Raw genomic sequence first — 26,482 nt, forward strand, 5'->3', positions numbered from 1 at the left:
GGGTCGGCGGGTTTGCCGACCAGCTGGCAGAACTCCGCGCGCTGGTTGACCCACTTGTCCGGTGTGAGCAGGTAGGCGGCCGGGTCGGAGTAGCGACGCGAGCCCGGCACGAACACGTCCCCGCTGCGCAGCCCATCGCGCAGCGCCAGCAGGGTGCACAGCTCCTAGTAATGCCGGTAGGCGCTGGTGTTGCCAGACTTCGCCGCGGTCTCGGGGTAGCCGCGCCACCGCGCGGGCACGAACCCGTCCGGCGCATCGGCTGGGACCCGGCGAGCGCCGGTGGCGTTGAGCTCGCGCAGGATCTCCAACGCCTCCAGCAACCCGGCCGAGGCGGTGCCACCGGCGAACCGCACCGCCGCAAGTACCTGCGGGGTGAACTGCCGCAGATACCCATACGACCCGTCCAGCGCGGCGAGGTGCCCGTGATCGCGCGGCAACCGTAGCGCGGCCTGCGTCACCGCCGACCGCAGGCGAGGCCAGCCGATCCGTTCACCTCGGATCAGGCCGCCGATCTGCTCGTCGCTGATCTGCGGGTCGGTGATGATGGCCAGCAGATCATCCAGCAGCGCCTGCCGGTCTTCTCCGGCTTTGCCCCGTTCGGCCAGCGCGTCGCGCATCTTGCGTTCGGCATTGCTCTCCCGCGCGGAGATCGCCTGGTCGAACAGCTGCACAACCTCGTCGAGCACGTCGGTCGCCGACTGCGCCAGCAGCGTCAGCAGGATCGGGTGCCGGCGCTGCGGATCGCGGCGTTCCAGCGCCTGCGCGGTCAACCGCCGGCCGACCGTGGCCAGGAACCTGCGCCGCTCGGCAGGCAGCGCCGACAGGTCCAGACTGTCCGCGCCCAACGAGCGCAGGAACTCCAGCTTGGCGACCTCGGCCTTCACCGCGGCCGGGGACGCCTCCACCGGGCCGGTGGCCAGCCACCGCAGGCGGGTCATGCGGATCTCCGGATCGGTGATCAGCAGCCCGTCCAGCGCAGCGCACCGTGCCTCGGTGAACTCGTGCGCCAGCCGGTCGAACGTCTCCCGCTGCGCCTCGGCGCGGGTGTGGGCGACCCGCTCGACCACGGTCACCGGTCCCGGACGGATCACGCGTGCCGAGATCAGGTACTCGCACCCGAGCCGGAACAGCAGGGTCGGCGAGTCGTGTTCCATCGCCCTGGCGAGCAGGAACTCGTCTAGTTCCTTGAGCTCTAGCGTGGTCGGCAGCCGCCACCCCAGATACTTCGCTACCAGCCGCAAATGCTCGGTCCGCGTCTTCGCCCGCCGCCCGTACGAGCGCAGCCCGGCCGGGTCGACGCCGAGCTGCTCGGCCAGCCTGGCCACCGCCACCGGGGGGGCCGAAAGCACCTTGTCCGGCACGAACCCCAGCCACGGCAACGTGCATAACGCCACGGCCAAGCCGAGCCGGTCCGCCGGACCACGGCCCCGACCGGGATCGACGAACGCGACATCCGCCGGAGTCAGGGTGAAGAACCTCGCTAGCTCGTCCCTCCCAATCTCCGGGAACCCCCGCAGGCGCTCCAGCTCCTCGTCCGCGAACACCTGCGTCGCCAAGAAAGACCTCCCGCCAGGACCACAGATTCCCAGCTCAGAAGCCTACCCAGCCATATCCGCCCGAATTTCGGCGAGTACTACGGGGACCCCGTCCTGGAGGCCGTCGACTGCTGGCGGGACTTCTCCCACAACGTCTGCCCCACCCATCAGCTCTGGATCGGCTATCGCATCGCGACCTCGGCGGAGCAGTTCGACGTCTCCTCATTCCCCGAGATCAGCCGGGCCCAATGCGGCGAACGCACCCTCACCGGGCGGCCAGGCGGCTCCAGCGCCCTCACCGAGATCCGCGATCTGCTCCCAGTGAACGACCCGCCACATTCACACCCGGCATATGAAGAGCGGCTGCGGGTCCTCGCGCCCACCGGCCAGCCCTCCGCCGCGATCTTCAAAGCGGCGGCCTATCCGCGCCGGCGCGACGTTCATCAACGGCAAACTCGTCGAACGCCCCGAAGCGACACCGGCAGCCGAGAAGACCACCATCGCCGCCCAAAAGATCTTGATCCCCAGGTATTGACGATTGCTCCCGAGCGGGAGTCTTCACAGCGGCAGCGCAGTCGAGGTTATCAGCAGGAGCGCGACTCCCAAGCCGAGGTCGAGAACGAAGCACGCTTCAGTGAGCGAGCGGCTGACGACCTTATCGCGGACGAAGTGGATCACGTCCCAGATCGCGTGTCCGATTGCGGCAACGGCCGCCAGGTATACGGCCAACGCCGGACTGGACATCATGGCCGTCAGGGCGATGGCGCTGAAGCCTACGAATCCCAGCACTTGCACTCCGACTTCCCGGCGATCGACCCCGGTGCCGCGAAGGAACCCGAAGATCGCGAAGCCCGCGCCCATGACGAGCAGCGTCGCGGTCGGATCGAGTCCCGTGAGGCGGGCAAGGACGACCGCGACGCTCGCGACGACCACCATCACCCAGACGCTTCGACGCGATCCGACAGCAGCGGCGGCGAGGTAGCACATCGCTGCCAGCATGATGATCATTGCGGTCACATGGGGATCCGCTCCGCTTGCGATATTGGCGATCAGCGCCAGCAGACCGAGGACGGACGGCCAGCGTGCGAGGAGGTGATGTCCGACAGCCGCAGCGCGGCCAGACGGATGATGGTGTGCGTGGGTGTCGAGATTCGTCGTGTTGTTCATACTCGACAGTCTCTGCTCGGTCCCCGCTGGGTGGACCCGTGCATCTGTCACGAAAAGTCCGTGCATCTTGCCCTGAAGAGAGCAGCACCACACACCATGAGCACGCTCCGCCGCCTGCCGATCCAAGTCCGGCCCCACCCGGCGACACCGCCGACACCTACATCCGCAGGCTGGCCGAAGCCAACCACCTCAACACCCGCCACCTGCGCACTTACCTCTGTCCGCCCCCCCGAACACCGCGGCCGACCCTGCCTCGAACGACTCGGCGCTCTCACCGGCCGAACCGCCGACGCCCTCCAACGCGCTCTCATCGACCACCACTGCGGCCGATGCGGACTCCTCCTGCCCCCACGCGCCTCAGCAGGCCGATCAACCCGATGGTGCTCGAAGATCTGCCGGGGCGCTGAATACCGCGACCGGGAAGCGGCCGCGATCGCGGCCCGCGCACAGGCCCGCCGCTATCCTGACGGAGAACCCCTCTGCCAGCGTTGCTCCCGGCCACTACGCCGACCAGCCGGAAAGAGGAACCGCCCCACCCGCTGGTGCTCACCGACCTGCCGGGACGCCACGATCCGAGAACAGCGCGTCGCTTCCCGCCAAACCCCGCTGGGACCACCCGCGCCCCTCCGACTCCGACCAGCAGACGGACTCACCTGCCCCGCCTGCGGAACACCGTTGAAGCCCAGGCAGCCCGGCCCCGGGCGGCCACGACGCTGGTGCTCGAAACGTTGCCGTCAAGCCGTCTTCCGCGCACGGCAGTGGGGCATCCTCGCCCCCAACGGACAGGAGAACCCACCACCCCAGAAACCTCAATTTGCGTCAGGTGAGGCGGGACGATCACAACACGAATCGTCCCGCCTAACCTGACGGACCCCAGCTCAGCTACGTCAAGATCAGCGGGACGCAACAGTCGGGTACTCGATTCGAGCGGTCGACGGGATCGTTCCGCTGGCTGTCGTCGGTCCCGTCGAGATCGCCCTATCCTGGTCGCTCCTCAGCGCTGGGTGGAGGTCTGGTTCGCGTCACGCCGGTAGGCGTAGTGGATGAGCCCCTTGTGGAACTTGCCCACCTTGTCGTACAGCGCGCGAGCCGGGGCGTCTTCCAACGTGTTCCAGTAGAGACCTGGGAAGCCGTGTTCCTTGGCGTCCCGCGCCACCCACTCGATCACTGCCGTCGCGATCCCCCGCCGCCGGACTTCGGCGTCCACGAACAAGTCCGCCAGATAGCATTTCCCGGCGTACCAGACACTGGCGTGGAACAGGTAGTGCGCGATGCCGACCATTTTGCCGTCCAGTCGGGCGGCGATCCCGCGTATCTGCTCGTCGTCGAGCAGGCGTCGCCAGGTCCGTTCGTAGTCGTCGTCGCTGCGTTCGACCTTGAAGTATGTGTCTCTACCACGGCCAGCGATTCCCAGCAGGCGCGGTCGGATTCGGTCAGGAAGTTGATCTCCATCATGGCGCCCATCCTGCCGAGATTCCGGACCGTTCGGACACCCCTACGCGCCCGCGCGAGCCCCGGTTGCGGGAGTTTCGCGAGGCACTCACGCGCGCCCGTGCGGAACCGGCCCTCGGAGTGTGGAGGAACGGAAACGTACGTTAAGCCCGTCCCGATCTGGCACGGTTGCGATCACACCACCGTCCCCGACGAAGGCGGATGATACCCATGACCCCGACGCCTCCATCGACTCGCGGGAGCTGCTGACCGCTAGCCTCGCCCACGCCCTGGTCGGCGCCGCCGAGGCGCACGCCAGCCGGGCCGAAGGCGCCGCCAACCACGCCGGCGCCGGGCCCGCCGACATCGGCCAGGCCGCCCTCATGGCCTTCGCCGGGGTCAACTGCCAGAACGAGGCCGACGAACTCTCGCTGATCGCCTGGCGGGCCACCCGGCTGTGCCAGGTGCTCACCATGCTCGACTTCGGCGGACCCGCGCCGCACTTCCCCCGCCAGGGCGAGGTCGGCTCCGGTGATGCGCTGATCCGCGCCATGCGCATGGTGGCCGCCGCGCTGTCCGGGATGGCCACCCCCGCGCACACCGCCGTCGACCCGATGCGCGGTGATGGGGAGGCGGCCGACGCCGGGCAGGCGCTGATCAAGGCGGCGGCCGTGCTGCAGGAGGCCGCCAAGGAGGTTCACACGCTGCGCGCCATGGGCGAGCTGATGGCCATGACCGACTGAGCCGGGCCCCGAGACTGGACAGTGGGCCACCGGGCAAGCCGCGGCGTACCGTCGTGACCAGGTCTCGCCGACAAAGGAGCCCCCTCGTGACCGATGCCACGCCGATCGAGCCGAGCTGGAGTAGGCGCCTGCTTCTGGCCGCCCAGGCGGCCGCAGCGATCCTGGGCGCGGTGATCGTGGTTGCGCTCCCGTTCGCAGACCTGCTGACGTGGGCGAGCTCCCCCTGTCCACCTGCGGGAATGTTACAGATGGCGGCTGGTGGGGCCAGCCTTACCGACAGGCCGTCTCGCGGTGCCGGGCGGGCTGCCTGTTGAGCGCGGAGAGGATGTCAGTGGATGCGCTGAGCCTTGGCTCATACCGGAAAGGGCGTGAAGCATTCGTCTGCTTCACGCCCTTGATGTCACCGGCCGGCTAGCACTCGCCACCCCAGTACATGTTTCTGATCTTCGCATTTACTGCCCCGTCGCGCAGGTCGAGCTTGAAGCCGCTGCCGGGGTAGAAGTGCAGGCACTGTCGAGTACCATGTCGAGCTGCCGTAGAACTGGTACTCGAAGTACACGTGGTCGCTGACTCCATCCTGACGCCCGTTATTGACGATCACCCAGAACGTTTTCCCATCCGGTCGCGTCCAGGATGCGGTGTAAAAGAGAACGAGCGTAGGTCCCACCAGGGCCCGCATCCTGCGCTGCATCACCGTCACCCACGGCTGCACCACCAGCGAACTCGCACGCCGGACAGGCACCTCACTATCGACCGCAAGCGCCCATGCCCAAGTGCTTCGCCGTGCCGGCCTGATCACCAGCACCCGCCACACCAACATGGTCATCCACCAGATCACCCCGCTGGGAACCGGCCTGATCCGGCACCAGGCCCGGCCGGGCTGATTTACCGCCACGCCGTACGTACGCCCAGACCGAGCCCAGCGCCTGCCGCATGTCCTGTGGGGGTGCCAGTAGCAACGGCGCAGGAAACAACGTCAACACAGGTCAGCGGCCGCCCTCGCAAGCTGCGCCCGAAAGTCCCCCTGGGGGCTCTGACCTGCATATCCGTTGAAGATTTCGCCGATACTACCGGGGCCCCGAGTTGTGCAGGTCTCGCTCGGAGAACATGTCGATCAGGCGGCGGACCGGCAGGTCGGCTTCGGTGGGGTAGCGGAAGCGCTCGTCGAGGTTGAGCTGGTAGCGGTTGCGGCGGCCGTTGCGTTCGCGAGTGAGGTAGCCGGCCTCGTGCAGGTCGTTGACGATGGTCTGCACGGTGCGCTCGGTGATGCCGATGGCGTCCGCGATGTCCCGCAGCCGAGCCTCGGGGTCGCGGCCGATTTCCAGGAGCACGCGGGCGTGGTGGGTGAGGAAGGTCCAGCGGGGGACCGCGGGTTCGGGCAGGTCAGAGCTCACGATGCGTCCTCGTCGCTGGTGCGGCGCTGTGCACTCCAGTTTAATCATGAAACTCCTTTCATGTAATAGCCTTCAGGCGTACTGTCGATGTAGCGGGAACTCCCCGCCGCCTGCGAACGCAGTGGCGGCAGGGGCAAGGCCGAGATACAGCCGCCCCCGCCGGGCCGGGGCTCCGGCCGGAGACGAGGCCCGCAATGACCGTCCTACTTTTGAGCTCCCGCAAACTGGCCGCAGGCACGCTGGTCGGCGTGGCGGGAGAACTCGACATCACCAACAGCGGCCAGTTGGCCGGCTACCTCAACGACCGGCATCCCGACTGGGCCCTGCCGCTGGTGCTGGACATGGCCGCGGTGACCTTCATGGACAGCTCCGGCGTGCACCTGCTCATCGACCTGCACCACCGCGAGGACGCGAGCGGCGGCAGCCTGCATCTGGCCGCCCCGCACGCCCGCGTCACCCGCGTCCTGGAGATCATCGGCACCGATCGCCTTTTGCGCACTCATCCTTCGCTGAGCACGGCCATGGCCGCCGCACACCTGACCCTCTGGCCCACCTGCCGCGGCTGACCCGACAGGCTCCAGCCACACAGCCCAGGGGGCCGAACCCGAACGGGGTGGCATCCTCACGACAGGTCTCCTGACGGGTTCTCAGCGGGTCACGGCGGTCTGCTGGTCAATACGCGACAGCTTCTCGGGATTGCGCACGTGGTAGGCGCCGGTGACGTAGCCGTTCTCCACGCGTACCGCCACCACGCCGTCGATCTCGCCGTTGACTCGGACGAGCAGCCCCGGGCCGCCATTGATCTGCACCACCTCGACGGACCTTTCCGCGTCGCGCTTCCACCAGCCGACGGCCAGCAGGCGAGCAACGTTGTCAGCCCCCACGATGGGCCGCAGCAGGGCATGCTTGACACCGCCGCCGTCGCTCAGGGCGACGACGTCCGGCGCGAGGATGTCGAGCAGGCTCTGCAACTCGCCGGTTTCGACCGCTCGTTGGAAAGCCTGGAGGGCGGCTCGGTGCTCGGCCGGGGAGCCGGTGCCGCGGGGCCGGCGCGCGAACTGCGCCGCATGCACGGCACCGGCGAGTACACCATCGCCGACCTCGCGGAGTTGTTCTCAGTGTCGCGGCCGACGGTGTATCGGATGCTGGAGCGTGCCCGAGAAGCGACCGGATGATTCACGTCCTGCCCTGTAATCGGCCGACCCCCAGGAGCCTTCTCATGTCCGATTCCCTGCTACCGGCCCTGGTCGGCGAAGAGATGTCATCGGTGATCTTCGTTCGTGACTACGTCCAGCTGGACTTCGACGGCCCGAGGCTCTCCCTGTTCGTCTGGCCGCGGGTCATCACAGACTCCACCGTCTGGTCGATGGGTGATCCTGGGTACAGGGACGCGTTGTGCGCCTTGATCGGGCATACCGTTCTGGCGGCGACAGAAGACGCCGGGGCGGGTCTCGTTGTCGATTTCGGATGCGGTGCCGTGCTGGTCAAGCCGGAGCCTTCCCATCTGGAAGGGCCGGAGATCGCGATGCTCGGCGGATTCACCGGCCGTGCGGACTGGATGGTCTGGCGCCCGGGCGAACCTCCCTTCGACGGTCCGGAGTGGTCCTGACATGGTCAGCTATCGAATTCGCTCTTTGCGCTGAGCGCGGCGTGCACACGGGTGCGGACATCGGTGCAGGTGACTTCGGAAATCGACATGGGTGGCGCCTTCCCCCAGGAACGATCGTCCCGAAACCTCTCTTGTGCGGCTGGTGCGACCCTTGCCGCGCCGTCCGTGCGTACGGCTCTGCTCCATGAGGGCGGCGACTACGGCTCGAGCTGGCGGATGCCGTCGGGGTGTGCGCCGTTCCAGTCGACGCGATGGCCGTCGCGCAGAAGAGTCTCTTCCACGCCTGCCCAGTCCTCCACGTACTCCGCGATGCAGTCGATCTCCATGCCGGGATCGGCGGCGATGCGGATCGTGACACCTGTCGCAGTGTCCTGTGGTGTCTCGGCCAGGTCCGTCAACTTGTCGACTCGGATGTACCTCCCCGCCCGAGCGCCGGATGTGATCCGACCGACGACGTTGTAGAACCGGGTTGCTCCGGCATATCTCGTGATCACCTCCGAGCGATCGACAACCGCGTTCACGCTCGATTCGGTGTCGGCGGACAGTATGACTCGCACGGATCTTCCGAAGAGCTCGATCGCCCCCTTCGCCGTGGTCGGGGTCTCACCCAACTCATCGATCGTCGCCTCGAGCGTCATGAACGGTCCACAAGTGACGACGACCCGGTGACCAATCTGGAATTCGACCATGCGCCCGATATTTCCACATCGCCCGTGGCCGCGCTCATCGCCGCTCGCCACCGTGCACCACCGAGAAAGTTCGGCGGGCACCGCGAGCGGGGTTCTCCAGGAACAACCCGACATACCTCACGGTCGTCAGCTGCAGGTGGATGGCGCGGTGGGAGTGGCCGCCCGGCTCAGGCCGCATGAGCGCAATGAGGTCGTTTTAAGGACGACTCAGTGCCGGACGATCAGACGGCGCGTTCCCCCAGGAACGAGTGTCCCGAAACCTCTCTCAGCCTTCTTGAGTTTCGGGATGGTTTTAGGGGCGATCGGGGAACGCCCCCACCGGCCCGAAGGTGAGCGGCCCGGCCAACGCGATCCGGATCGGCTACGCCCGCATCTCCACCCGCGCCCTGGACCACCTGTCCCAGATGCAGGCCCTCGAAGGCGCCCACTGCCGCGAGGTCGTCGAAGAGACCGCCAGCACCCGCGAAGACCGGCCCAAGCTGCATGCCACCGTCGAGCGGATGTACCCCGGCGACACCCTGGTCATCTACAAGCCCGACCGCGTCGCCCGCTCGGTCAAGGAACTGCTGGTCTTCCTCGAAGAGGAGCTCGCCCCGCGCGGCGTCAACCTTCAGATCCTGTCCGGCATCTGCACCGGCCCAGCGGGCAGGCCATCGCCGACAAGGTGCTGTTCCTGGTCGCCGCCATGGCCGCCGAGATGGAACGCGACCTGATCAGCGAACGCACCCTGGACGGCCTGGCCGCCGCCCGCGCTCATGGCCGCATCGGTGGCCGGCCCCCGGCGCTGGACGCCGACAAGCTGGCCGCCGCCCGCGAGCGCCAGGCCGGCGGCGAGTCCATCACGGCCATCGCCAAGCACCTCGGCGTCGGCCGTTCCACCCTGTACCGAGCACTCGAAGGCGACGGCCAACCCCTTGGCGCAAACGCCATGACGGCGGCCACCGACAACGGCGGCCAGGTCCTCGCCGCGCCTCCCTCGCCGCCCGCAGGCGGTCCCGGCTCGGTGAGCGCGGGGTCGCGCAGCAGGAAGCCCTCCACGGGGGTGCCGTCGGGCGCGGTGAACAGGCGGCGCTCGAGCGGGAGGAGCTCGACGTCGGGCAGCGCGTAGTCGGTGAGCTTGCGGTCGTCGAGGCAGACGTCGCCGGGGCTGCCGGGGGTGGCGGCCACGTAGGCGAGGTGTGCGCCCGCGACGCTAGCCCTCCGGTCTCGAGCGCGAACAGGCGGGTGTGGCCGATCGGGTCGCCCCTGAAGCCTGTCACGATCAGGCGCTCGCCGAGCCACCACACGCCCGTGCAGATCACGCTGGGATCGGTCAGCCGCTTGGGCTCCCCGCCGTCGAGGCCGACGACGTAGACGGCGCCGTCGGGGGTCAGGTCCCTGCCGGGCTCCATGCTGGAGACGAAGGCGAGCTGCTGCCCGTCGGGCGACCAGACGGGCTCGCCCGCGTGGAAGTCGCCCTCGGTGATCCTGCGCCACTCACCCCGAGTCGACGTCCACGACGACCAGGTGGGCGCGCAGGTCGCGCAGCAGGCCTGGGCCGTCCGCCTTGTACTCCAGAGCGTCGGCCACGACGGGCGCGTGCGGGTTCGCCTCGCCGTACGGGGCGGTGAAGGCCAGGTGAAGGCCGTCAGGCGACCACACGGGGTGCCCGCGCCCTCGGTGACGACCATGCGGGGTTCGCCGCCGTCCATCGGCAGCAGGCGGAGGTGCGGCTTGCCGTCCACGGGGCGCAGGAAGGCGAGCGTGCGCCCGTCGGGCGACCAGCGGGACGCCCGGTCGGCCGGGCCGCCGGTCAGGCGGCGCGGCTCGCGGCCCGGCTCGGCCAGCCACAGCTCGCAGCGGTTCTCGTCCGCGTCCCTGTCGGCGGTGGTCACCGTGTAGGCGACCGCGCCGCCGTCCGGGCGCACCTGGGGATCGGCGGGGACGGCGATGCGGAAGAGGTCGTTCAGGGAGAGGCGGGGCATGATCGAACGGTAGGCGAGGTCCTTTGCGGCTTCTTCGGCCGCGCGCACGAAGCGGGAGCCGTTCGTTGTGCCGGCAGACGAGGAGGCCGGGGTGGCCCGCCGCTGCTCGGACCGGCCCCCAGCGCACGGAGGCCCGCCGCTCCTCGGACCGGCCTCGGGGGCTCCGGGTTCCGTCCGCTCGGCGATCGGAAGCCGGGAGACGGCGGCTCTTGCCGCCGTCTCCCGGCTGGTCCAGCTCGGCTAATCGAGGACGGTCAGCACCGTTCCGGCGCCGACGGTCAGCCCGCCCTCGCGGATCGCGAAGCCCAGCCCGGGTTCGACAGCCACCGCCCTGCCCAGCTCCACGACCACCTCGACCGTGTCGCCAGGCTCGGCCGGCGCGTCCATGACCATCTGGCCGGGCACGTCGGTCGTGCGCAGGTAGAACTGCGGCCGGTAGCCGCCGCCGATGGGCTTGCGCCGCCCGCCCTCGGCCGCGGTGAGCAGGTAGATCCTGGCCGACAGCCGCCGGTGGGCGCTCTGCGAGCCCGGCGCGGCCAGCACCTGGCCCCGGCGTACCTGCTCGCGCCGCACGCCGCGCAGCAGCACCGCGGCGTTGTCGCCGGCCTCGCCCCTGTCCATGGTCCTGCCGAAGGTCTCGACGCCGGTCACCACCGCCGTGAAGCCCTCGCCCAGCCCGACGACCTCGACCGTGTCGCCGACCTTGACCGTGCCGCGCTCGATCGCGCCGGTGACGACGGTGCCGCGCCCGGTGACGGTGAGCACGTTCTCCACCGGCATGAGGAACGGCGCGTCCACGTAGCGGACCGGGACCGGGATGTGGTCGTCGACCGCCCGCAGCAGCGCCTCGACGGACGCCGTCCAGACCGGGTCGCCCTCCAGCGCCCGCAGCCCGGAGACCCGCACCATGGGCACGTCGAGGTAGCCGTGCTCGGCCAGCAGCTCGCCGAGCTCCAGCTCGACCAGGTCGGCCAGCTCGGGGTCGGCGCCGTCGGCCTTGTTCAGCGCGACGACCAGGTGCTCGACCCCGACCCGCTTGGCGAGCAGCACGTGCTCGCGCGTCTGCGGCATGATGCCGTCCTGCGCGGAGACGACCAGGATCGCCCCGTCGAGCTGCGCCGCCCCCGTGATCATGTTCTTCACGTAGTCGGCGTGGCCGGGCATGTCCACGTGGGCGTAGTGCCTGGTGGACGTCTCGTACTCGACGTGCGAGATGTTGATCGTGATGCCCCGCTGCGCCTCCTCGGGCGTGCGGTCGATCCGCTCGAACGGCGTGTACGTCGCGCCACCCCGCTCGGCGAGCACCTTGGTGATCGCGGCGGTCAGCGTGGTCTTGCCGTGGTCGACGTGACCCATCGTGCCGATGTTGAGGTGCGGCTTGTTGCGCACGTAGGCCTGCTTGGCCATGGTCCCTTTCCTTCGATGCTCTTCGCCTGGTGACCCGTCGGGTCGTCAACCCTCCCCCGCCGGGTCACGATCGGACGCACGGGAAAGGGTCAGCGCTCCAGGCCGTCGCGGAGCATCGCGGCACGGCCCAGCGCGCCTGCTGCCGCAGGCGTGAGCTGAAGGACGTACCGGAACATGATGACCATGATGAAGGGGGAAAAGCCGGCGGGCAACGGATTTATTCCGCCGGGCCGGGCCCCGGCTCCTTCCGACGGCGGATCGCGCACGGATGGACACCCTGCCGGCCGATCCCGGCTTCTACAGCGTGACCGCGGAGCTGAACGAACGGATCGTCGACGGCAACTTCCTCGACGAGTGCTCGAAAGTCGTCGGGGTCGGGCCGGTCACCGTCGATCCGGCCTGCCAGAGCGCCGGCGTCATCCGGTTTCCCCGACGATGGCGCGTAGGGCGGCGACGTGCGCCCGGTAGGCGGTCCTGCCGGGCTTGGTGAGCGAGAGCCATACCCGCTGCCTGGTGTCGCGTACGGCCTTGGCCTGCTCCACGTACCCGGCGTCCATCAGCACGCTGACGTGCTTGCTCAGCACCGAGTCGCTGACCCCGAGCCGCTCTCGCACCACGCCGAACTCGACCTGCTCGGCCGCCTCCAGCAGCGCGCAGATCCGCAGCCGGTTCGGCGCGTGGATCACGGCGTCGAAGCCGTCCTCAATCTTGTCTGTCACTTCGCTTCCGAGTTTCGCGCTCGCCGGTTGTGGACGATCCCGTAGGCGGTGATCCAGCCCGCGGACAGGACCGCCGCGACCAGCCAGACCCAGCTCCACCTGTCGTCGAGAACCTGCCCGGCGATCCAGAGCGGGGGCAGCGGTGCCGCGAGCACGAGCTGCTGGGGCAGCGTGAGATGGCGCGGCGCGATCCCGGCCCGGCTGACCTGCCTGGAGTACAGGCGCTCCGCCAGCCACCAGCCGAGCCCTAAGACCGCCAGGAGCGCGAGCGTGGCCAGAGGGGCGATGTCGGCCAGGGGCTGGGCCAGCATGACGCCGGCCACCAGCAGGCCGGTGACGGGCAGGAGCCAGGCGCGCAGGGGCGCGTTGCCCGCCGCGCGCGCCTGCTCGGCGGCCTCCAGCGCCGCGGCCGCTTCGGAGGGAGTGGGACGGCCGGAGTTCTCGTGAGTTTCCATACTGGAAAGGGTCATCCAGACTTTCCAACTTGTCAACACTCGACTTTCCGACCTGGAAACAGTGCGGCCCGTCCCCGCGTGACGCGGGGACGGGCCGACGGCCGATGCGGCTACACCGCGCGGAAGCGGAAGCCGAACCGCGCCTCCTGCGCCCGCAGCTCGTAGCGCGGCAGCACGCCGGGACCGCAGGCCGCGGTCCCGACGCCGTGCTGGGCGTGGTCGAGGTGGACGTGCACCCGGTCCCCCGGCCGCAGGTCGGTCAGGTGGGCGGCGCGCTCGAGCTCGGCGGTGCTCCACCGGCGTACGGTCAGCCCGAAAACGGGGTCGCCGGCGACCTGCACGCCCCTGCCCTCGCCGTCGACGAGCCTGGCCCAGCGCACGTCGGCGCGCTGGCCGTTCTCCTGCGGATACACGTACGGCGTCTGCAGTTCCTCGATCGTGGCGCCGAAGCCGCCCGTCACCGCGGCCAGGCCCGTGTCGGGGTACGCCTCCCCCGGACCCCTGCCGAACCACTGGACCTCCGCGATGCTCGACGGCATCGATAGGGCGAGGCCGAGCCTGGGCAGCGGCAGCGTCCACTCCCCTTCGGGCACCACGTGCACGTCGAGGCGCAGGCCCGTCGCGTCGGCCGTCCACCGGTAGGTGACGCCCATGCCGAGGTCACTGGCCGCCGGTGCCACCCGCGAGCGGACGGTCAGCGCGCCGTCATCGTGGGAGACGGACCTGACGCGATGGGTGAGGCGGTTCAGGCCGAGATGGCGCCAGTTCCAGTCGAGACCGCCGAAGCGCTCGTTGTCGACGGGGGCCCGCCAGAGGTCCAGCCGCGGGCCCTCGACGTCGAGCCCGAACAGCGTGGTCAGCGCGCCCGTCCTGACGTCGAACACCCCTCCCCCGAGCTCGATCGTCTCCTCGCGCACCACGAGGGCGGGCCCTCGCCCCGGTGCGGCCTCGGCGAGCCCCTCGCCCACCTTCAGCTCGCCCCACGCGATCTCGTGTCCCGCCTCCGCCCACGGCAGGTCATGCGCGAGGACCGCCCGCACGGCGAACCACACCTCGCCCGGCTCGCCCACCTCGGGCAGCTCGGGAAGCTTCACCTCCGCCCGCTCCCCCTCGGGCACCTCCAGGACTCCCTCGGCGACCAGCACACCGCCCGCCGTCAGCACCCAGGGAAACTCCATCGGGTACGGCACCGCCCGCGTCACGGTCACCATCCCGTCGGAGAAGGTGATCTTGACGGGCTCGAACACCTTCTTCAGGTCGAGCAGGCCCGGCGACGGTCTGCGGTCGGGGAAGACCAGGCCGTCCACGACGAAGTTCGAGTCGTGCAGCGGCTCGCCGTAGTCGCCGCCGTAGGCGTAGCCGTACTTCTCGTGGGTCAGGCCGTGGTCGATCCACTCCCAGACGAACCCGCCGGCGAGCCTGGGGTAGGTGTCGAACAGCTCCTGGTACTCCGCGAGCCCGCCGGGGCCGTTGCCCATCGCGTGCGCGTACTCGCACTGCACGAACGGCATCGCCCTGCGCCGGGCGTCCAGTGAGAGATCGTCGAGCGGGTCCTCGCTCCCGCGCCCGATCGCCTCCACCTCGGCGTGCGAGGCGTACATCCTGCTGTAGACGTCGACGTCGGCGCACGACAGGTCGCCCTCGTAGTGGATCGGCCGCGACGGGTCGCGCTCGCGCGTCCATCCGGCCATGACGGCCAGGTTGGCGCCGACGCCCGACTCGTTGCCGAGCGACCACATGACCACGCTCGGGTGGTTCTTGTCGCGCTCGACCATCCGCTTCATCCGGTCGAGCAGCGCCTCGCTCCACCGGATGTCGCCGGTCGGGTTGCCGCGCCAGCCGACCTGCCCGAACCCGTGCGTCTCCAGGTCGCACTCGTCGACCACCCACAGCCCGTACTCGTCGCACAGGTCGAGGAAGGCGGGATGCGGCGGGTAGTGGCTGGTGCGGACGGCGTTGACGTTGTGCCGCTTCATGAGCAGCACGTCCTCGAGCATCGTCTCGTACGGCACCGCCCGCCCCAGATCGGGGTGGAACTCGTGCCTGTTGACGCCCTTGAAGACCAGCGGGACGCCGTTGGCCCTGAGCACGCCGTCCTCGACGGTGATCGTGCGGAAGCCGACGCGCAGCCGTACGGTCTCCTCGGCGGTGGTGAAGACGGCCTCGTAGAGGCGGGGCGTCTCGGCCGACCACGGCTGCGCCGCCACGCGCACCTCGACGCCGGGCGCCAGGTCGCTCACCCCCAGCTCGGGGACGGACAGCAGCCCGTCGCCCTCGAAGCTGAGCGTGCCGTCGGCGGCGGCGTGCACGAACACGTCGGCGGTCGAGCGGGTGAGCGTCACCTCCCTGAAGATGCCGGGCAGCCACCACATGTCCTGGTCCTCCAGGTAGCTGCCGGCCGACCACTGGTGCACCCGCACCGCGAGCACGTTGCGTCCCGGCCTGAGGTACGGCCCCGCGTCGAATTCCACGGGGAGCCTGCTGCCCGTCGTGAAGCCCAGTTCGTGGCCGTTCAGCCACACCTTGGCGCAGGAGTCGACGCCCTCGAACCGCAGCCGCCCGCCGCTCCAGCCGTCCGGCAGGTCGAACTCGCGCCGGTAGTCGCCGGTGGGATTCTCGTCGGGGACGTACGGCGGGTCGACGGGGAACGGAAAGGCGACGTTGGTGTAGGCGGGCCTGCCGTAGCCGTGCAGCGGCCAGTGGGAGGGGACGGGCAACGTGTCCCATGCCGCGTCGTCGAAGTCGGGGGCGGCGAAGTCGTCAGGCGCGTCGGCCGTGGCCGACAGGCGGAAGCGCCAGTCACCGTTGAGGTCGATCGAAGGGGCGTCGGAGTGGAGCGCGGCGCGCGGGTCGAGTCGGCCCGCTCCCGGAGCAAAATCGGCGAAGTACACAAAAATCGATGTTTTCCCAAATAATCACACATGTCCAGACGATTCCTGAATGGCGGTCGGAGCGACGGGGTGATGGGTGGCGCGATGGCTTGGGTGGCGCAGGTGGCTGGGGTGGCCAGGGTGGCGGCGTAGTCGGTGTGCGGGAGGCCGGTTGGCCCGGTGGCCGAGTTGCCGGGGCGGTGGAACGGCGGGGCCTGGGGCGGCGGAGAGGTCCGGGTGTGGGGTGGCCGAGGGTGACCGGGGGTGACCGGGGGTGGCGGGGGTGACCGAGGGTGGCGGGTGGTGGACTTTTGGGGGAGGTTGCGGTCAGGGGTGCTCGTCGAGGCGGTAGACGCGGCGGGCGTTCTCGCCGCCGATCATGGCGGTGACGCGGTCGGCCTGACGCCTCGACCACTCGCCTTCCGCCACGAAACCGTCCACCACGCTCGCCATCGCCCTCCGCCACAGCGTCGCGCCGAGGAAATGGAGCTCGGCCGGACCCCATGCGTCGGACGAGAACAGCAGCTTGGCGAACGGGGCCGTCTCCAAGCTTTCCGCGACGACGGCCTTCGCGCGGGCGCCGGAGTGGTTGACGGCGAGGCCGACGTCGAAGTGGACGTTCGGGTAGGAATGGGCGAGCAGCCCGGCGTGGCGGTGGAACGGGTAGCAGTGCAGCAGGAGCAGCGGCACGCCGGTGGGCTCGGCCAGCTCGATGAAGTCCCTCAGCAGGAGCGGGTCGGCGCGGCGCAGGTCGACGTCGGGGTCGCCGAGCCCGACATGGAACTGCAGCGGGAGGCCGGTGTCGAGGGCGGTCCAGATGAGGTGCCTCATGACGACGGGGTCGGTCAGCCGGACCCGCCCCCGGTCCACTGCGCGCAACCACCGGCCAGCCGCGCGCGTCACTTCGCGGGACGTGGGCCGTCGCGGGTCGAAGTCGAGCCCGTACCGGTAGGCGACGATCGTCTTCAACCCCCTGACCACCGCCCCGCCCCCCACCCGGACGTCCCGCGCCTCCCATCCCGAGGGTCCGGGCGAGTCGGGCATCTGCAGGGCGGGCGTCAGGTGGTCGGGCGTGCCAGGAGTCGGGAGGCTGGAAGTCGGGGGGCCGTAAGTCGCAAGTTCGGGAGCCGCGAGACCGGGAGCGGGGAGGCCGGGAGTGGGGAGGCCGGAAGCCGGGAGGCCGGAGCTCGCAAGTTCGGGAGCCGCGAGACCGGGAGCGGGGAGGCCAGAAGCCGGGGCGCCAGAAGCCAGGGCACCAGAAGGCGGGGGGACAGAAGGCGCGAGACCGGGAGCCGGGAGACCGGGTGGCTGGGAAGGCCCCAGGGGAAGGCGGGCGAACAGGACGGTGGCGAAACGGTCGGCGAAGCCCGCCGCGTCGCCCGGGGCGACCTGCTCGGCCAGCGCCTCCAATCGGAGGATCTCGTCGGCGGGCGACCCGCTGGCGGCCGCCATGCCCGCGGGGTCCAGCAGCTCCGCGCCCCGGTAGCCGGTCTCGACCAGGTACCGGCCGATGCCCGCCGCCCGCAGCAGCCGCCGGTTGACCTCCGTCACCCCCAGCTCGGCGCGGCGCTGAAGGTAGTAGTCGGGGTCGGGGTGCGGGTCGAGGCCGAGCACCGGCGCGCAGTGCCGCAGGATGGCGTGGCCGAGCTGGGAGTCGAAGGCACTCATCCACGCGGGCACCGGCCGGTCGGACTCGGTGATCAGGTTCTCGAACTCGGCCCGCGTCAGGTCTGTCGCGGTCGCGCCGTGCACATGGTGATCCACCTCGTCAGCCATCCGCCACCCCCTGAACGACTCTAGGCCGGTGGCCTTCCGTTGGGGCGGCCGGCCACGCGCGCTCGGTGACGCGTATCCCTCGACTGAGCCCGGCCCCGCGCCCAGGATGGCGCCCGACCGGGCTTGCCGTACAGAAGAAGCAAGCCCAGGACAGGCGAACCGGGACGGCAGAAGCAGCAGGAGAATGCGGGCCCAAGGAGAAAGTCAGCGCGCGGGGAGCTCGCCCGAGCCGCGGGGGATCAGCCGGGTCGGCACCGACAGTTTGGCCGCGCGCGAGCGGTCGCCGTCCAGGCGGGACAGCACCAGCGACGCCGCGGCGGCGCCGATCCCCGCCGGGTCCTGGGCGACCACCGTCAGCGGCGGGTCGAGGACCTCCGCCAGCGGCAGGTCGTCGTAGCCGACCAGGGCCACGTCCTTGCGCCCCGCCCTGGCCAGCCCGACCACCGCCCCCGTGGCGGCGAAGTTGTTGGCCGCGAACAACGCGGTCGGCGGGTCGGGCAGCGCCAGCAGCCGCTCGGCCGCCGCGGCGGCGGCCTCGGCCGAGTGGCCGCTCTCCACCAGCCCCTTGTCGTACGGCAGGCCCGCCCGCTCCAGCGCCTCCCGGTAGCCGGCGAAGCGTTCGCGCCTGGTGTAGAGCGTCGCGGGCAGGTCGCCGATGAAGCCGATCCGGCGGTGGCCGTGCGCGATGAGGTGCGCGGTGCCCTCGCGGGCGCCCTCCCTGTTGGAGCTGACCACGCAGTCGGCCGCCAGCCCGATGGCGGGCCGGTCGAGGAAGACGATGGGCAGCCCCGCCTCGCGCTCGGCGCGCAGGTAGCGGTGGTCGCCGGTCGCCGACGGCACCACGAGCAGCGCGCTCACCCTGCGCGCGAGGAACGCGGCGATTAGGGAGCGTTCGAGCTCCTTCGTCTCGCTGGAGGAGCCCACGATCACGGTCAGTCCGCGCTGGCGCACCGCGCTCTCGATGCCGCCGGCGACGGTGCCGAAGAACGGGTTGCCCATGTCGGGGATGACCAGCCCGATCGCCGCGTCTCTCGCGCCGACCCGCATGTTGCGGGCCATCAGGTTGGGCCGGTAGCCGAGCTTGCGCACGACCTCCATGACGCGCGCCCTGGTCTCGGGCGCGACGGGGCCGTCCTCGTTGAGGACCCTGGAGACGGTCTTGGCGGTGACGCCGACCTCGCGGGCGACGTCGGCCATCGTCGGGCGCCGCGCGCTCGCCATCGAACCTCCCCATTGTCGTGAACAGGGTAATGGGATCAGGACAGACCGATCGCCTCCGCTGCTCCCTTGTCGGCGATGACCGCCTTGCCGTCGGCCACGTTCATGGCGCCCGTCATGATCGCCACGACTTCGGCCATGCTGTGGTCACCCGGCTTGAGCTGCGCGACCCTGCGGCCGAGCCGCTGGACGTGGATGCGGTCGGCGATCTCGAAGACGTGCGGCATGTTGTGGCTGATCAGCACCACGGGCAGGCCGCGGTCGCGGACCCTGCGGATCAGGTCGAGCACCTGCCCCGACTCCTTCACCCCGAGCGCGGCCGTGGGTTCGTCCATCACGACCACGTGGGAGGCCCAGGCCACCGCCCTGGCGACCGCGACGCCCTGCCGCTGCCCTCCGGACAGCGACTCCACCGGTACGGCGAGCGAGCGCAGCCCGATCTTCAGTCCGGCCATGTGCTCGGCCGACTCGGCCCGCATGCGCTGCTTGTCCAGCATCCTGAAGACCTTGCCGAGCAGTCCCGGCTTGCGCAGTTCCCTGCCGAGGAACATGTTGGTGGCGATGTCGAGCGAGGCGGCGATCGCCAGGTCCTGGTAGACGGTCTCGATCCCGGCCCTGCGCGCCTCCAGCGGGTCGCCGAAGCGCACCCGCTTGCCGTCGAGCAGGATCTCGCCAGAGTCGGGCTGGATGGCGCCGGTCAGCGCCTTGATCAGGGTGGTCTTGCCGGCGCCGTTGTCGCCGATGACCGCGAGGACCTCGCCGGGCAGCAGGTCGAAGTCGGCGCCGTCGAGGGCGGTGACGTGTCCGTAGCGCTTGGTCAGGCCGCGCGCCTGGAGTACGGGGGTGGTCATCGGGTCCTCCTGCGCGAGAGCTGGTCGACGGCGACCGCGAGGATCACCAGGATGCCGGTGATGAGTGTCTGGTAGATCGACGGGACGCCCATCAGCTGCAGTCCGTTGCGGAAGACGCCCACGATGAGCGCGCCGATAAGCGTGCCGAGGACCAGGCCGCGCCCGCCGAACAGGCTCGTGCCGCCGAGCACGACGGCGGTGATGCTGTCGAGGTTGTCGGTCTGCCCGGCCTGCGGGTCGCCCACGCCGGTACGGGAGACCAGCAGGAGGGCGGCGATGCCGTACACCAGGCCGGCCAGGGTGTAGACGCCGACGGTCAGCCGGGAGGTGCGGATGCCGGTGAGCCTGGCGACCTCGGGGCTGTTGCCGAGGGCGTAGACGTGCCTGCCCCAGGCGGTCTGGCCGAGCAGGTAGGCGAACAGCAGGAAGAGCCCGATCGTGAGCACGGAGCCGTAGGTGACGCGGGTGTCGCCCAGCGCGAAGGTCTGGCCGAGGAAGGTCAGCTCGGCGGGCAGCCCGGTGACCGTCTGGTCCTGCGAGTAGATGTGGGTGAGGGCGAAGACCACGTTCAGCATGCCGAGCGTGACGATGAACGGCGGCAGCGAGATCCGCGTCACCAGCAGCCCGTTGACCAGGCCGAACCCGGCGCAGACCGCCAGGCCCGCGGCGATCGCGAGCGTCGGCGGCATCGACAGGGCCAGCTTGGCCATCACGATGCCGCCGAACGCCATGATCGCGCCGTTCGACAGGTCGATGCCGGCCGTGAGGATGATCAGGGTCTGGCCGATGGCCAGCGTGCCGACGACCATGACCTGCTGGATGATGAGCGAGAAGTTGCCGCCGGTGAGGAACTGCTCGCTGTTCAGCGAGAAGAACACGCAGGCGATCAGCAGCGCGGCCAGCGGGCCCGCCGTCGGGGTGGTCAGGATCCTGCGTGGCAGGGTCGCTTCGATGACGGCCATGTCAGCCCCAGCAGTTGGCCAGGCCGAAGGCGGTGTCCTTGGCCTGCACCCCGGCGGCGGGCTTGTCGGTGATGAGCGTGACCCCCGTGTCGGTGTAGCCGGTCGCCTTCTTGCCGGTCTTGGCGAAGTCGGTGACGGCTTTGACGCCGCTTTCGGCCATCTTCAGCGGGTACTGCTGGGAGGTGGCGGCGATCTGCCCGCCCTGCACCGCCTTGGTGCCGGTGCAGCCGCCGTCGACGGAGACCACGAGCACGTTCTTGTCGATGCCCTTGGCCTTCAGCGCGGTGTGCGCGCCGAGGGCGGCCGGCTCGTTGATGGTGTAGACGAGGTTGATGTCGGGCGCCTTCTGCAGGCAGTTCTCCATGGCCGTCTGGCCCTTGGTCTGGTCGCCCGCGGTGTCCTGCGAGCACACGATCGACGGGTCGCCCTCGGCGATGCCGAAGCCCTTCAGGAAGCCGTCGTGGCGCAACTTGCCGACCGTGATGCCGGGGGCGAGGTCCAGGGTGGCGATCTTGGCGGGCTTGCCGGCCATGGCGGCCTTGGCGTACTGGCCGATCAGTTCACCGGCTTTGAAGTTGTCGGTCGCGAACAGCGCGTCGGTGGCCTCCTGCGGCTCGGTCGGGGTGTCCAGCGCGATCACCAGGACCCCCGCGTCCCTGGCCTTCTTGATGGCGGGCACGATGGCCTTGGTGTCGCTCGGCGTGATGAGGATGCCCTTCACCCCCGCGGCGACCATGTTCTCGATGGCGGTGATCTGGCTGGCGTTGTCGCCGTCGAACTTGCCCGCGGCGCTCATGAGCTCGGCCCCCTGCGCCTTGGCCGCGGCGGTCGCGCCCTCCTTCATCTTCACGAAGAACGGGTTGGTCTCGGTCTTGGTGATGAGGCCGACCTTGACCGCCTCATCACCTGAGCCTGAGCCGGACGAAGTGCTGCCGCCGCCGCATCCGGCGGCTGTGAGAGCTGCGGCCATGAGGCCTGCGATGAGTCGTTTCATGTCGGGCGTTCCTCACATGAGCTGGACAGACCCGGTGTCATCGTTGACATATGTCATCGTTGACATCCGCTGTGGTGCGATGATGAACTCCGATTCGGGAAACGTCAATGCCCTCGGCCTGTAACGAAACGGCAACAGCGAAAGGCAGGCAGATGATCGCCGTCCTGGGTGAGTGCGTCGCCGACGCCTTCGCCGACAGACGCCCCGGCGAGCTCGCGCTGCGGGTGCTGCCCGGCGGCGGGCCCGCCAACACCGCCGTCGCCCTGGCCCGCCTGGGCGCCTCCACCAGGTTCCTCGGCCGGCTGTCGGACGACGTGTTCGGCGAGCTGTTCCGCGAGCGCCTGTCCGCCTCGGGGGTCGACCTGTCGGCGTGCGTGCGGGCCCGCGAGCCGTCCACGCTGGCCGTGGCCACCCTGGACGCCGAGGGGCAGGCGCGCTACTCCTTCCACGCCGAGGGCACCGCCGACTGGGAGTGGAGCGCGGCCGAGCTGTCCGACGACCGGCTCGGCGGCGTGTCCTGCCTGCACACGGGGTCGCTGACCCTGGTCAGGGAGCCGGGGGCAGGCGCGGTGGCCGCGTTCGTCGGGCGGGCCGCGGCGACGGTCTCGATCGATCCCAACGTACGGCCGAGCCTGGCCTCGCGGGAGGACTACCTGGAGCGGCTGCCGCTGTGGTGCGCGCTGGCCGACATCCTCAAGCTCAGCGCCGACGACCTGGCGTTCCTGATGCCGGACGCGCCGGTGGGCCGCGCGTGCGAGATCCTGCACGCGGCGGGGGCGCGGCTGGTGGTGGTGACGATGGGCGCCTCGGGCGCGCTGGTCTCGCTGGACGGAGCCGTGGCGACGGTGCCGGCGGTGCCGGTGGAGGTGGTGGACACGGTCGGCGCGGGCGACTCCTTCACGGCCGGGCTGCTGCATGCGCTGGAGTCCAGGGGGCTGCTCGGCGGCCGCCTGGATGGGCTGGACCTCGCCTCGGCCGCCGCGGCCGCCGCGCTCGGCGCCAGGGTGGCGGCGCTGACCTGCGAGGTGGCGGGCGCCGACCCGCCGTGGGCCGACCGCCTCACCTCCCAGCCAGCCCCCTGACCCCTACCCCTCGCCCGATGAAGTCCCCGGCTTCACCTCCCGGCCAACCCTCTGTTCGCACCTCCGCTCCTCTTCCCGAAGAACGGAAGCGACGTCCTCCCCCACCTCGCCGCAGAAGGCGAGCAGGCGCCCACGTCCGTCGTACGGCAGGACGCGCGAAGGCGCCCGCCTCCCTGTGGGGATGCGGGCGCCTCGGGGTGCGAATGGTCAGGCGGCGGCCCTGGTCGCGGTGGCGACCGTGGCCTCCTTCTTGACCCCGTTCACCGTCACCGCGACCAGCACCTGCCCGCGCCGCAGCGCCGTCAGCGTCCCCGTCGCGGGGTCGAGCGCCGCGACGTGCCACGGCTTGGCCTTCGACAGCCGCCCGATGTGGAGGTTCGGCGACCCCGACCACTCGGCCGACACCGGGTAGGCGACGGGAACCGTCCTGTCGCCCTGGGTCAGCGACGCCTTCACCGTCGCGGGCGAGCCCACGGAGACCGACTCGGGAGCCGTCAGCGTCAGCGTGTCCACATGCGGCCGCACCTGCGCCCCGATCCAGTCGGGCGCGTCGACGAACCAGTTGCGCCTGACGTGCTCGGCCTCCTTGGGCGTCACCGGGTCGACGCCCCACAGCGACCAGCCGGTGAACCCGCCGTCGTCGGCGGCCGTCGCCGGGTTCTTGCCCGAGTTGCCGTTGATGAAGTACGGCACCGCGTCCACGTGGGAGGCGTTGAAGGTGCCGACGTGCGCCCCGACGTACGCGGCGCCCTTGCCCGTCGTGCGCTGGAAGTCGGCCAGCCATCCTTCGACGAGCGCGGCCTCCTTCCTGTCGCCGAGCTGGCTGCCCTTGCCGGGCGTCGGGTCGCGCGGCGGCACGTGGAACAGCACGACCACCGACCCCACGGCCGGGTCGTCGGCCGCCGCGGCGAGCTGGTCGCGCAGCATCGCGATCTGGTCGATGCCGCCGCCGCGCAGGTTCAGCCTGGAGGTGTCGAGCGTGACGAACCTGGTCCCCTTGTGGTCGAAGACCTTCGAGGTGTCGCCGAACACGGCCCTGAAGTTGTCGATCTTGCCGCCCATCACCTCGTGGTTGCCCGGCACGTAGTGGTACGGCAGGGCGCCGCCGAGCTCCTCGTCGAGGATGCGCTTGGCCAGCGCGAAGTCCTCCGGCGAGGCCTCGTCCACCAGGTCGCCGTTGATGAGCAGGAAGTCGGGGTTGGCGGCCTTGAGCTCGCGCAGCGTCCTGCGCGCGTTCTTGACGAGGTCGCTGTCGGGCTGCCTGGCGACGAACTGGGCGTCGGACATCACCGCGAACCGCCACGGCATCGCCTCGACCGACGTCTTCACCACGGGATCGGCGACGCGCGCGGTGGGCGGCGCCTGCACGGACGGGGGCACCCTGGCCACCAGCCCGTCGATGGTGATCTCGTTGGTGTACTTGGTGTCGGCCCTGGTCTCGGCCACGTAGAAGCGGCGCAGCTTGAGCGGGTAGCTGACGCCCGGCGGCACCGCGAACTCGACGTACTTCCAGCCGCTCCAGGTCAGGTACGGCCCGCGCAGGATCTGCGACTGCCCCTGGGCGTCGTAGAACTCCAGGCTGGGCCACTCCCCCTTGCCCGAGGAGTTGATCCACAGCCCGAACGCCTGCGGCTGCCCGGGGATGACGATCTGCTGCGGCGGTGAGGCGTAGGCGGCGCGGGTAGCGGTCGACTGGGTGAAGTCGTAGGTGAGCTTGAGCCCGCCCGCGTCATGTCCCTGGCCGGCGCCGAGCGAGCCGCTGGCCCTGGCCGCCGCGAACGTCCACGAGGCCGCGTTGTCGAAGTCGGCGACCGCGACGTCCTCGAACCCGACGGTCACGGGCACGGCGGCCGTCGCCGCGCCGACGCGGACGTTGATCAGGCCGGAGCCGGTGCCCTTGAGCGCCTTGACGGTGAAGAAGCCGTGCTGGGCGGGCTTCACCTCGACCAGCGACGTGTCGTAGTCGAGCTTCAGGTCGTCGGGCTCGATGGGCGCGGAGTTGCCGTTGCGGTCGTAGCCGACGACGCCGAAGGTGCCGGTGGCCTCGGCCGCGGCCAGGCCCACCCTGTCGGTGGTGGCGCCGATGCGGACGAGCGGCTGGAGCACGGTCAGGTCGAGGCTGCCCTTGGCCGCGCCGCGGGTGGCCTTGACCGTGGTCTGGCCGGGGATCCAGGCGTGGAAGACGCCCTCCTTGGTGACCTTGCCGTGCACGGAGGCCGAGGTGTGCCACGAGGGGGCGCCCTCGGCAGGGCCGTACGTCTCGTCGTATCCGGCGGCGGTCAGCCGCCTGGTGAGGCCGGGGAAGACGCGGTCGGGACGGCCACCGGCGACCGGTCCCACGCCGGGCGCCTTGGCCGGGTCGCCGGCGGTCTCCAGCCAGAAGCCCTTCAGCTTGCCGCTGCCCTGCGGGGCGTAGAGGGCCAGGCCGTTGGGGACGTGCCGCTCGCCGCCGTCGGACGGGCTGTTCTCGACCTGGACGTCGGCGCTGCCCGGCTCGCGGGCGAGCATGGTGGAGGAGCCGCCGCCGTCGAGTTCGAGCGCGTTGTGGGCGCCGAGCTCGACCATGAGCGCGGCCAGTTCGCCGAGCGTGAGGCCGCGGCTGTCGGCCTGGCGGCCGTCGGCGGTGAGCAGGTACATCTTCCTGCCGTCGGCGGAGAAGCCGACCGAGGTGCGGGGGTGGCTGTCGGTGTCGGTGAAGGGCACCGCCTTGCCGTCCTTGACCAGGACGTTCCTGCCGCCGATCGCGGTCTGTACGGCGCCGCCGTCGGAGGGCTTGGGCTGGTACTTGACGTCCACGCGGTCGCCGACCTTGAGGGCGGCCAGCGCGTCGGCGCCCGCCTCCCTGCCGAGCAGGATCGTGGTCCCCGCGGGGATGGGGCCCTGACCGGCGCCGGTGCGCACCTCGGTGACGGTGCCGTCCACGAGGACCACTTCGGTGACCTTGGCGGCGTCGGAGCGCCGGTAGGAGCCCCACAACGGGGTGAACAGGCCGACGCCCCCGGCCTGGACGATCTGGTTGAACTGGGTGATGGTGATCGGCGCGCCGCCCGCGGGGGTGGCGCTGCCCTCGAAGGCCATCTGGAGCACACGGCCGACGCCCTCGTTCAGCGCGACGGCGTTGTTCCAGCCCTGGACGGGCGACTGGACGAGCGCGCCGTCCTTCACGCCGACGCCGAGGGCCGCGCCTGAGCGGTTGATGTCGAAGAAGTCGCCGTTGACGGCGGCCACGGCGCGCGCCCGTTTGGCGGGCCCGGACAGCGGCTCGGTCTTCGACACCTCGCCGGAGTTGAGGTATCCGGCGCTGACGCCGCCCGACAGGTCGGCCGCGAGCGCGTCGGCGCGCAGCCAGCCGGCCGCGCCGAAGCGGTCGAAGGAGGTGAGCGTGATGCCCGGCGCGACGGGCCTGGTCTTCGTGGCCGTCTCCAGCGACTGTCCCGCGGGGGCGTTGAGCAGGAGGGTCGAGTCGGCGGTGTAGGACGACGCGGGGGGCGCGTCCTCTGCGGGAGCGGGTGGGTCTGCCTGCGCCGGGGTGGCGACGAATGCTAAGGCGAGTGCGGCGGATGCCACGTAGCGGAGGGTCTGCACGACCGAACTCAATCGCGCAATGGTGACAAGT

25 protein-coding genes and 1 pseudogene are annotated in these 26,482 nt (G+C 70.5%); 9 read left to right on the plus strand and 17 right to left on the minus strand.

Features of this window, described 5'->3' with window-relative positions; all coding sequences use genetic code 11:
• Positions 1 to 164: 164 nt before the first annotated feature.
• The 3 genes from ACFXJ8_RS07325 to ACFXJ8_RS07335 form a co-directional block, all read right to left on the minus strand.
• Positions 165 to 1,556, minus strand: a complete 1,392-nt coding sequence (locus ACFXJ8_RS07325) for a DUF4158 domain-containing protein (protein ID WP_379642954.1) — start codon at positions 1,554 to 1,556, stop codon at positions 165 to 167.
• 537 nt (positions 1,557 to 2,093) lie between these two features.
• The gene (locus ACFXJ8_RS07330; RefSeq protein ID WP_379642955.1) at positions 2,094 to 2,702 is read right to left on the minus strand and encodes a hypothetical protein; all 609 of its coding nucleotides are present in this window, start codon (positions 2,700 to 2,702) and stop codon (positions 2,094 to 2,096) included.
• A gap of 994 nt (positions 2,703 to 3,696) precedes the next feature.
• Complete coding sequence (locus ACFXJ8_RS07335) at positions 3,697 to 4,131, minus strand: GNAT family N-acetyltransferase (protein ID WP_379643271.1); 435 nt, start codon at positions 4,129 to 4,131, stop codon at positions 3,697 to 3,699.
• A 145-nt stretch (positions 4,132 to 4,276) separates the two neighbouring features.
• On the opposite strand from ACFXJ8_RS07335, the gene ACFXJ8_RS07340 reads away from it, so the two are divergent.
• The gene (locus ACFXJ8_RS07340; protein ID WP_379642956.1) at positions 4,277 to 4,876 is read left to right on the plus strand and encodes a hypothetical protein; all 600 of its coding nucleotides are present in this window, start codon (positions 4,277 to 4,279) and stop codon (positions 4,874 to 4,876) included.
• A 671-nt stretch (positions 4,877 to 5,547) separates the two neighbouring features.
• A pseudogene (locus tag ACFXJ8_RS07345) lies at positions 5,548 to 5,760 on the plus strand (ArsR/SmtB family transcription factor); the annotation flags it as partial.
• 183 nt (positions 5,761 to 5,943) lie between these two features.
• On the opposite strand, the gene ACFXJ8_RS07350 reads toward ACFXJ8_RS07345, so the two are convergent.
• A complete protein-coding gene (locus tag ACFXJ8_RS07350) occupies positions 5,944 to 6,270 on the minus strand; it encodes a helix-turn-helix transcriptional regulator (RefSeq protein WP_379642957.1) in 327 nt (108 codons plus the stop codon).
• Positions 6,271 to 6,479: 209 nt separating this feature from the next.
• On the opposite strand from ACFXJ8_RS07350, the gene ACFXJ8_RS07355 reads away from it, so the two are divergent.
• Entirely contained in the window at positions 6,480 to 6,836 is a 357-nt protein-coding gene (locus tag ACFXJ8_RS07355) for an STAS domain-containing protein (protein WP_379642958.1), read from the plus strand.
• 81 nt (positions 6,837 to 6,917) lie between these two features.
• Here ACFXJ8_RS07355 and ACFXJ8_RS07360 read toward each other — a convergent pair whose 3' ends face one another.
• Entirely contained in the window at positions 6,918 to 7,154 is a 237-nt protein-coding gene (locus tag ACFXJ8_RS07360) for a hypothetical protein (RefSeq protein ID WP_379642959.1), read from the minus strand.
• A gap of 18 nt (positions 7,155 to 7,172) precedes the next feature.
• Here ACFXJ8_RS07360 and ACFXJ8_RS07365 point away from each other — a divergent pair, with 18 nt between their 5' ends.
• Positions 7,173 to 7,445 carry a helix-turn-helix domain-containing protein gene (locus ACFXJ8_RS07365; protein WP_379642960.1) on the plus strand — a complete coding sequence of 91 codons (273 nt, stop codon included), beginning with the start codon at positions 7,173 to 7,175 and terminating at the stop codon, positions 7,443 to 7,445.
• 44 nt (positions 7,446 to 7,489) lie between these two features.
• Entirely contained in the window at positions 7,490 to 7,879 is a 390-nt protein-coding gene (locus tag ACFXJ8_RS07370; RefSeq protein WP_379642961.1) for a hypothetical protein, read from the plus strand.
• Positions 7,880 to 8,076: 197 nt separating this feature from the next.
• Here ACFXJ8_RS07370 and ACFXJ8_RS07375 read toward each other — a convergent pair whose 3' ends face one another.
• Positions 8,077 to 8,568 (minus strand): transcription termination/antitermination protein NusG, encoded by a 492-nt coding sequence (locus ACFXJ8_RS07375; protein WP_379642962.1) that lies wholly within the window; start codon positions 8,566 to 8,568, stop codon positions 8,077 to 8,079.
• Between the two features lie 329 nt (positions 8,569 to 8,897).
• On the opposite strand from ACFXJ8_RS07375, the gene ACFXJ8_RS07380 reads away from it, so the two are divergent.
• The 3 genes from ACFXJ8_RS07380 (at position 8,898) to ACFXJ8_RS07390 (ending at position 10,449) form a co-directional block, all read left to right on the plus strand.
• Positions 8,898 to 9,281, plus strand: coding sequence for a recombinase family protein (locus ACFXJ8_RS07380; RefSeq protein ID WP_379642963.1), 384 nt, complete (start codon positions 8,898 to 8,900; stop codon positions 9,279 to 9,281).
• On the plus strand, positions 9,233 to 9,676 hold the full coding sequence (locus ACFXJ8_RS07385) for a helix-turn-helix domain-containing protein (protein ID WP_379642964.1): 444 nt from the start codon (positions 9,233 to 9,235) through the stop codon (positions 9,674 to 9,676). Before ACFXJ8_RS07380 ends, ACFXJ8_RS07385 begins: the two co-directional genes overlap by 49 nt.
• Positions 9,677 to 9,957: 281 nt before the next feature.
• Positions 9,958 to 10,449, plus strand: a complete 492-nt coding sequence (locus ACFXJ8_RS07390; RefSeq protein WP_379642965.1) for a hypothetical protein — start codon at positions 9,958 to 9,960, stop codon at positions 10,447 to 10,449.
• A 323-nt stretch (positions 10,450 to 10,772) separates the two neighbouring features.
• Here the strand turns inward: ACFXJ8_RS07390 and tuf are convergent, their stop codons facing one another.
• The 10 genes from tuf to ACFXJ8_RS07440 form a co-directional block, all read right to left on the minus strand.
• Complete coding sequence (tuf, locus tag ACFXJ8_RS07395) at positions 10,773 to 11,939, minus strand: elongation factor Tu (protein WP_379642966.1); 1,167 nt, start codon at positions 11,937 to 11,939, stop codon at positions 10,773 to 10,775.
• 89 nt (positions 11,940 to 12,028) lie between these two features.
• On the minus strand, positions 12,029 to 12,205 hold the full coding sequence (locus ACFXJ8_RS07400) for a hypothetical protein (protein WP_379642967.1): 177 nt from the start codon (positions 12,203 to 12,205) through the stop codon (positions 12,029 to 12,031).
• 150 nt (positions 12,206 to 12,355) lie between these two features.
• Positions 12,356 to 12,658 (minus strand): transcriptional regulator, encoded by a 303-nt coding sequence (locus ACFXJ8_RS07405; RefSeq protein WP_379642968.1) that lies wholly within the window; start codon positions 12,656 to 12,658, stop codon positions 12,356 to 12,358.
• Positions 12,655 to 13,113 carry a hypothetical protein gene (locus ACFXJ8_RS07410; RefSeq protein ID WP_379642969.1) on the minus strand — a complete coding sequence of 153 codons (459 nt, stop codon included), beginning with the start codon at positions 13,111 to 13,113 and terminating at the stop codon, positions 12,655 to 12,657. Before ACFXJ8_RS07410 ends, ACFXJ8_RS07405 begins: the two co-directional genes overlap by 4 nt.
• Before the next feature lie 110 nt (positions 13,114 to 13,223).
• Positions 13,224 to 16,004, minus strand: a complete 2,781-nt coding sequence (locus ACFXJ8_RS07415) for a glycoside hydrolase family 2 TIM barrel-domain containing protein (RefSeq protein WP_379642970.1) — start codon at positions 16,002 to 16,004, stop codon at positions 13,224 to 13,226.
• A 306-nt stretch (positions 16,005 to 16,310) separates the two neighbouring features.
• On the minus strand, positions 16,311 to 17,759 hold the full coding sequence (locus ACFXJ8_RS07420) for an amidohydrolase family protein (protein ID WP_379642971.1): 1,449 nt from the start codon (positions 17,757 to 17,759) through the stop codon (positions 16,311 to 16,313).
• Positions 17,760 to 17,963: 204 nt separating this feature from the next.
• A complete protein-coding gene (locus tag ACFXJ8_RS07425; protein WP_379642972.1) occupies positions 17,964 to 18,980 on the minus strand; it encodes a LacI family DNA-binding transcriptional regulator in 1,017 nt (338 codons plus the stop codon).
• Positions 18,981 to 19,015: 35 nt separating this feature from the next.
• The gene (locus ACFXJ8_RS07430; RefSeq protein ID WP_379642973.1) at positions 19,016 to 19,828 is read right to left on the minus strand and encodes an ATP-binding cassette domain-containing protein; all 813 of its coding nucleotides are present in this window, start codon (positions 19,826 to 19,828) and stop codon (positions 19,016 to 19,018) included.
• Positions 19,825 to 20,790, minus strand: coding sequence for an ABC transporter permease (locus tag ACFXJ8_RS07435; protein WP_379642974.1), 966 nt, complete (start codon positions 20,788 to 20,790; stop codon positions 19,825 to 19,827). The genes ACFXJ8_RS07430 and ACFXJ8_RS07435 overlap by 4 nt, the downstream gene beginning before the upstream one ends.
• A 1-nt stretch (position 20,791) precedes the next feature.
• Positions 20,792 to 21,784, minus strand: a complete 993-nt coding sequence (locus ACFXJ8_RS07440; protein WP_379642975.1) for a sugar ABC transporter substrate-binding protein — start codon at positions 21,782 to 21,784, stop codon at positions 20,792 to 20,794.
• 152 nt (positions 21,785 to 21,936) lie between these two features.
• Between ACFXJ8_RS07440 and ACFXJ8_RS07445 the strand changes: the two genes are divergently transcribed.
• On the plus strand, positions 21,937 to 22,866 hold the full coding sequence (locus tag ACFXJ8_RS07445; protein WP_379642976.1) for a carbohydrate kinase: 930 nt from the start codon (positions 21,937 to 21,939) through the stop codon (positions 22,864 to 22,866).
• Positions 22,867 to 23,073: 207 nt separating this feature from the next.
• Here ACFXJ8_RS07445 and ACFXJ8_RS07450 read toward each other — a convergent pair whose 3' ends face one another.
• A complete protein-coding gene (locus ACFXJ8_RS07450; protein ID WP_379642977.1) occupies positions 23,074 to 26,463 on the minus strand; it encodes a phosphodiester glycosidase family protein in 3,390 nt (1,129 codons plus the stop codon).
• Positions 26,464 to 26,482: the final 19 nt, after the last annotated feature.

The sequence above is a fragment of the Nonomuraea sp. NPDC059194 genome (assembly GCF_042754765.1).
Taxonomy (GTDB): Bacteria; Actinomycetota; Actinomycetes; order Streptosporangiales; family Streptosporangiaceae; genus Nonomuraea.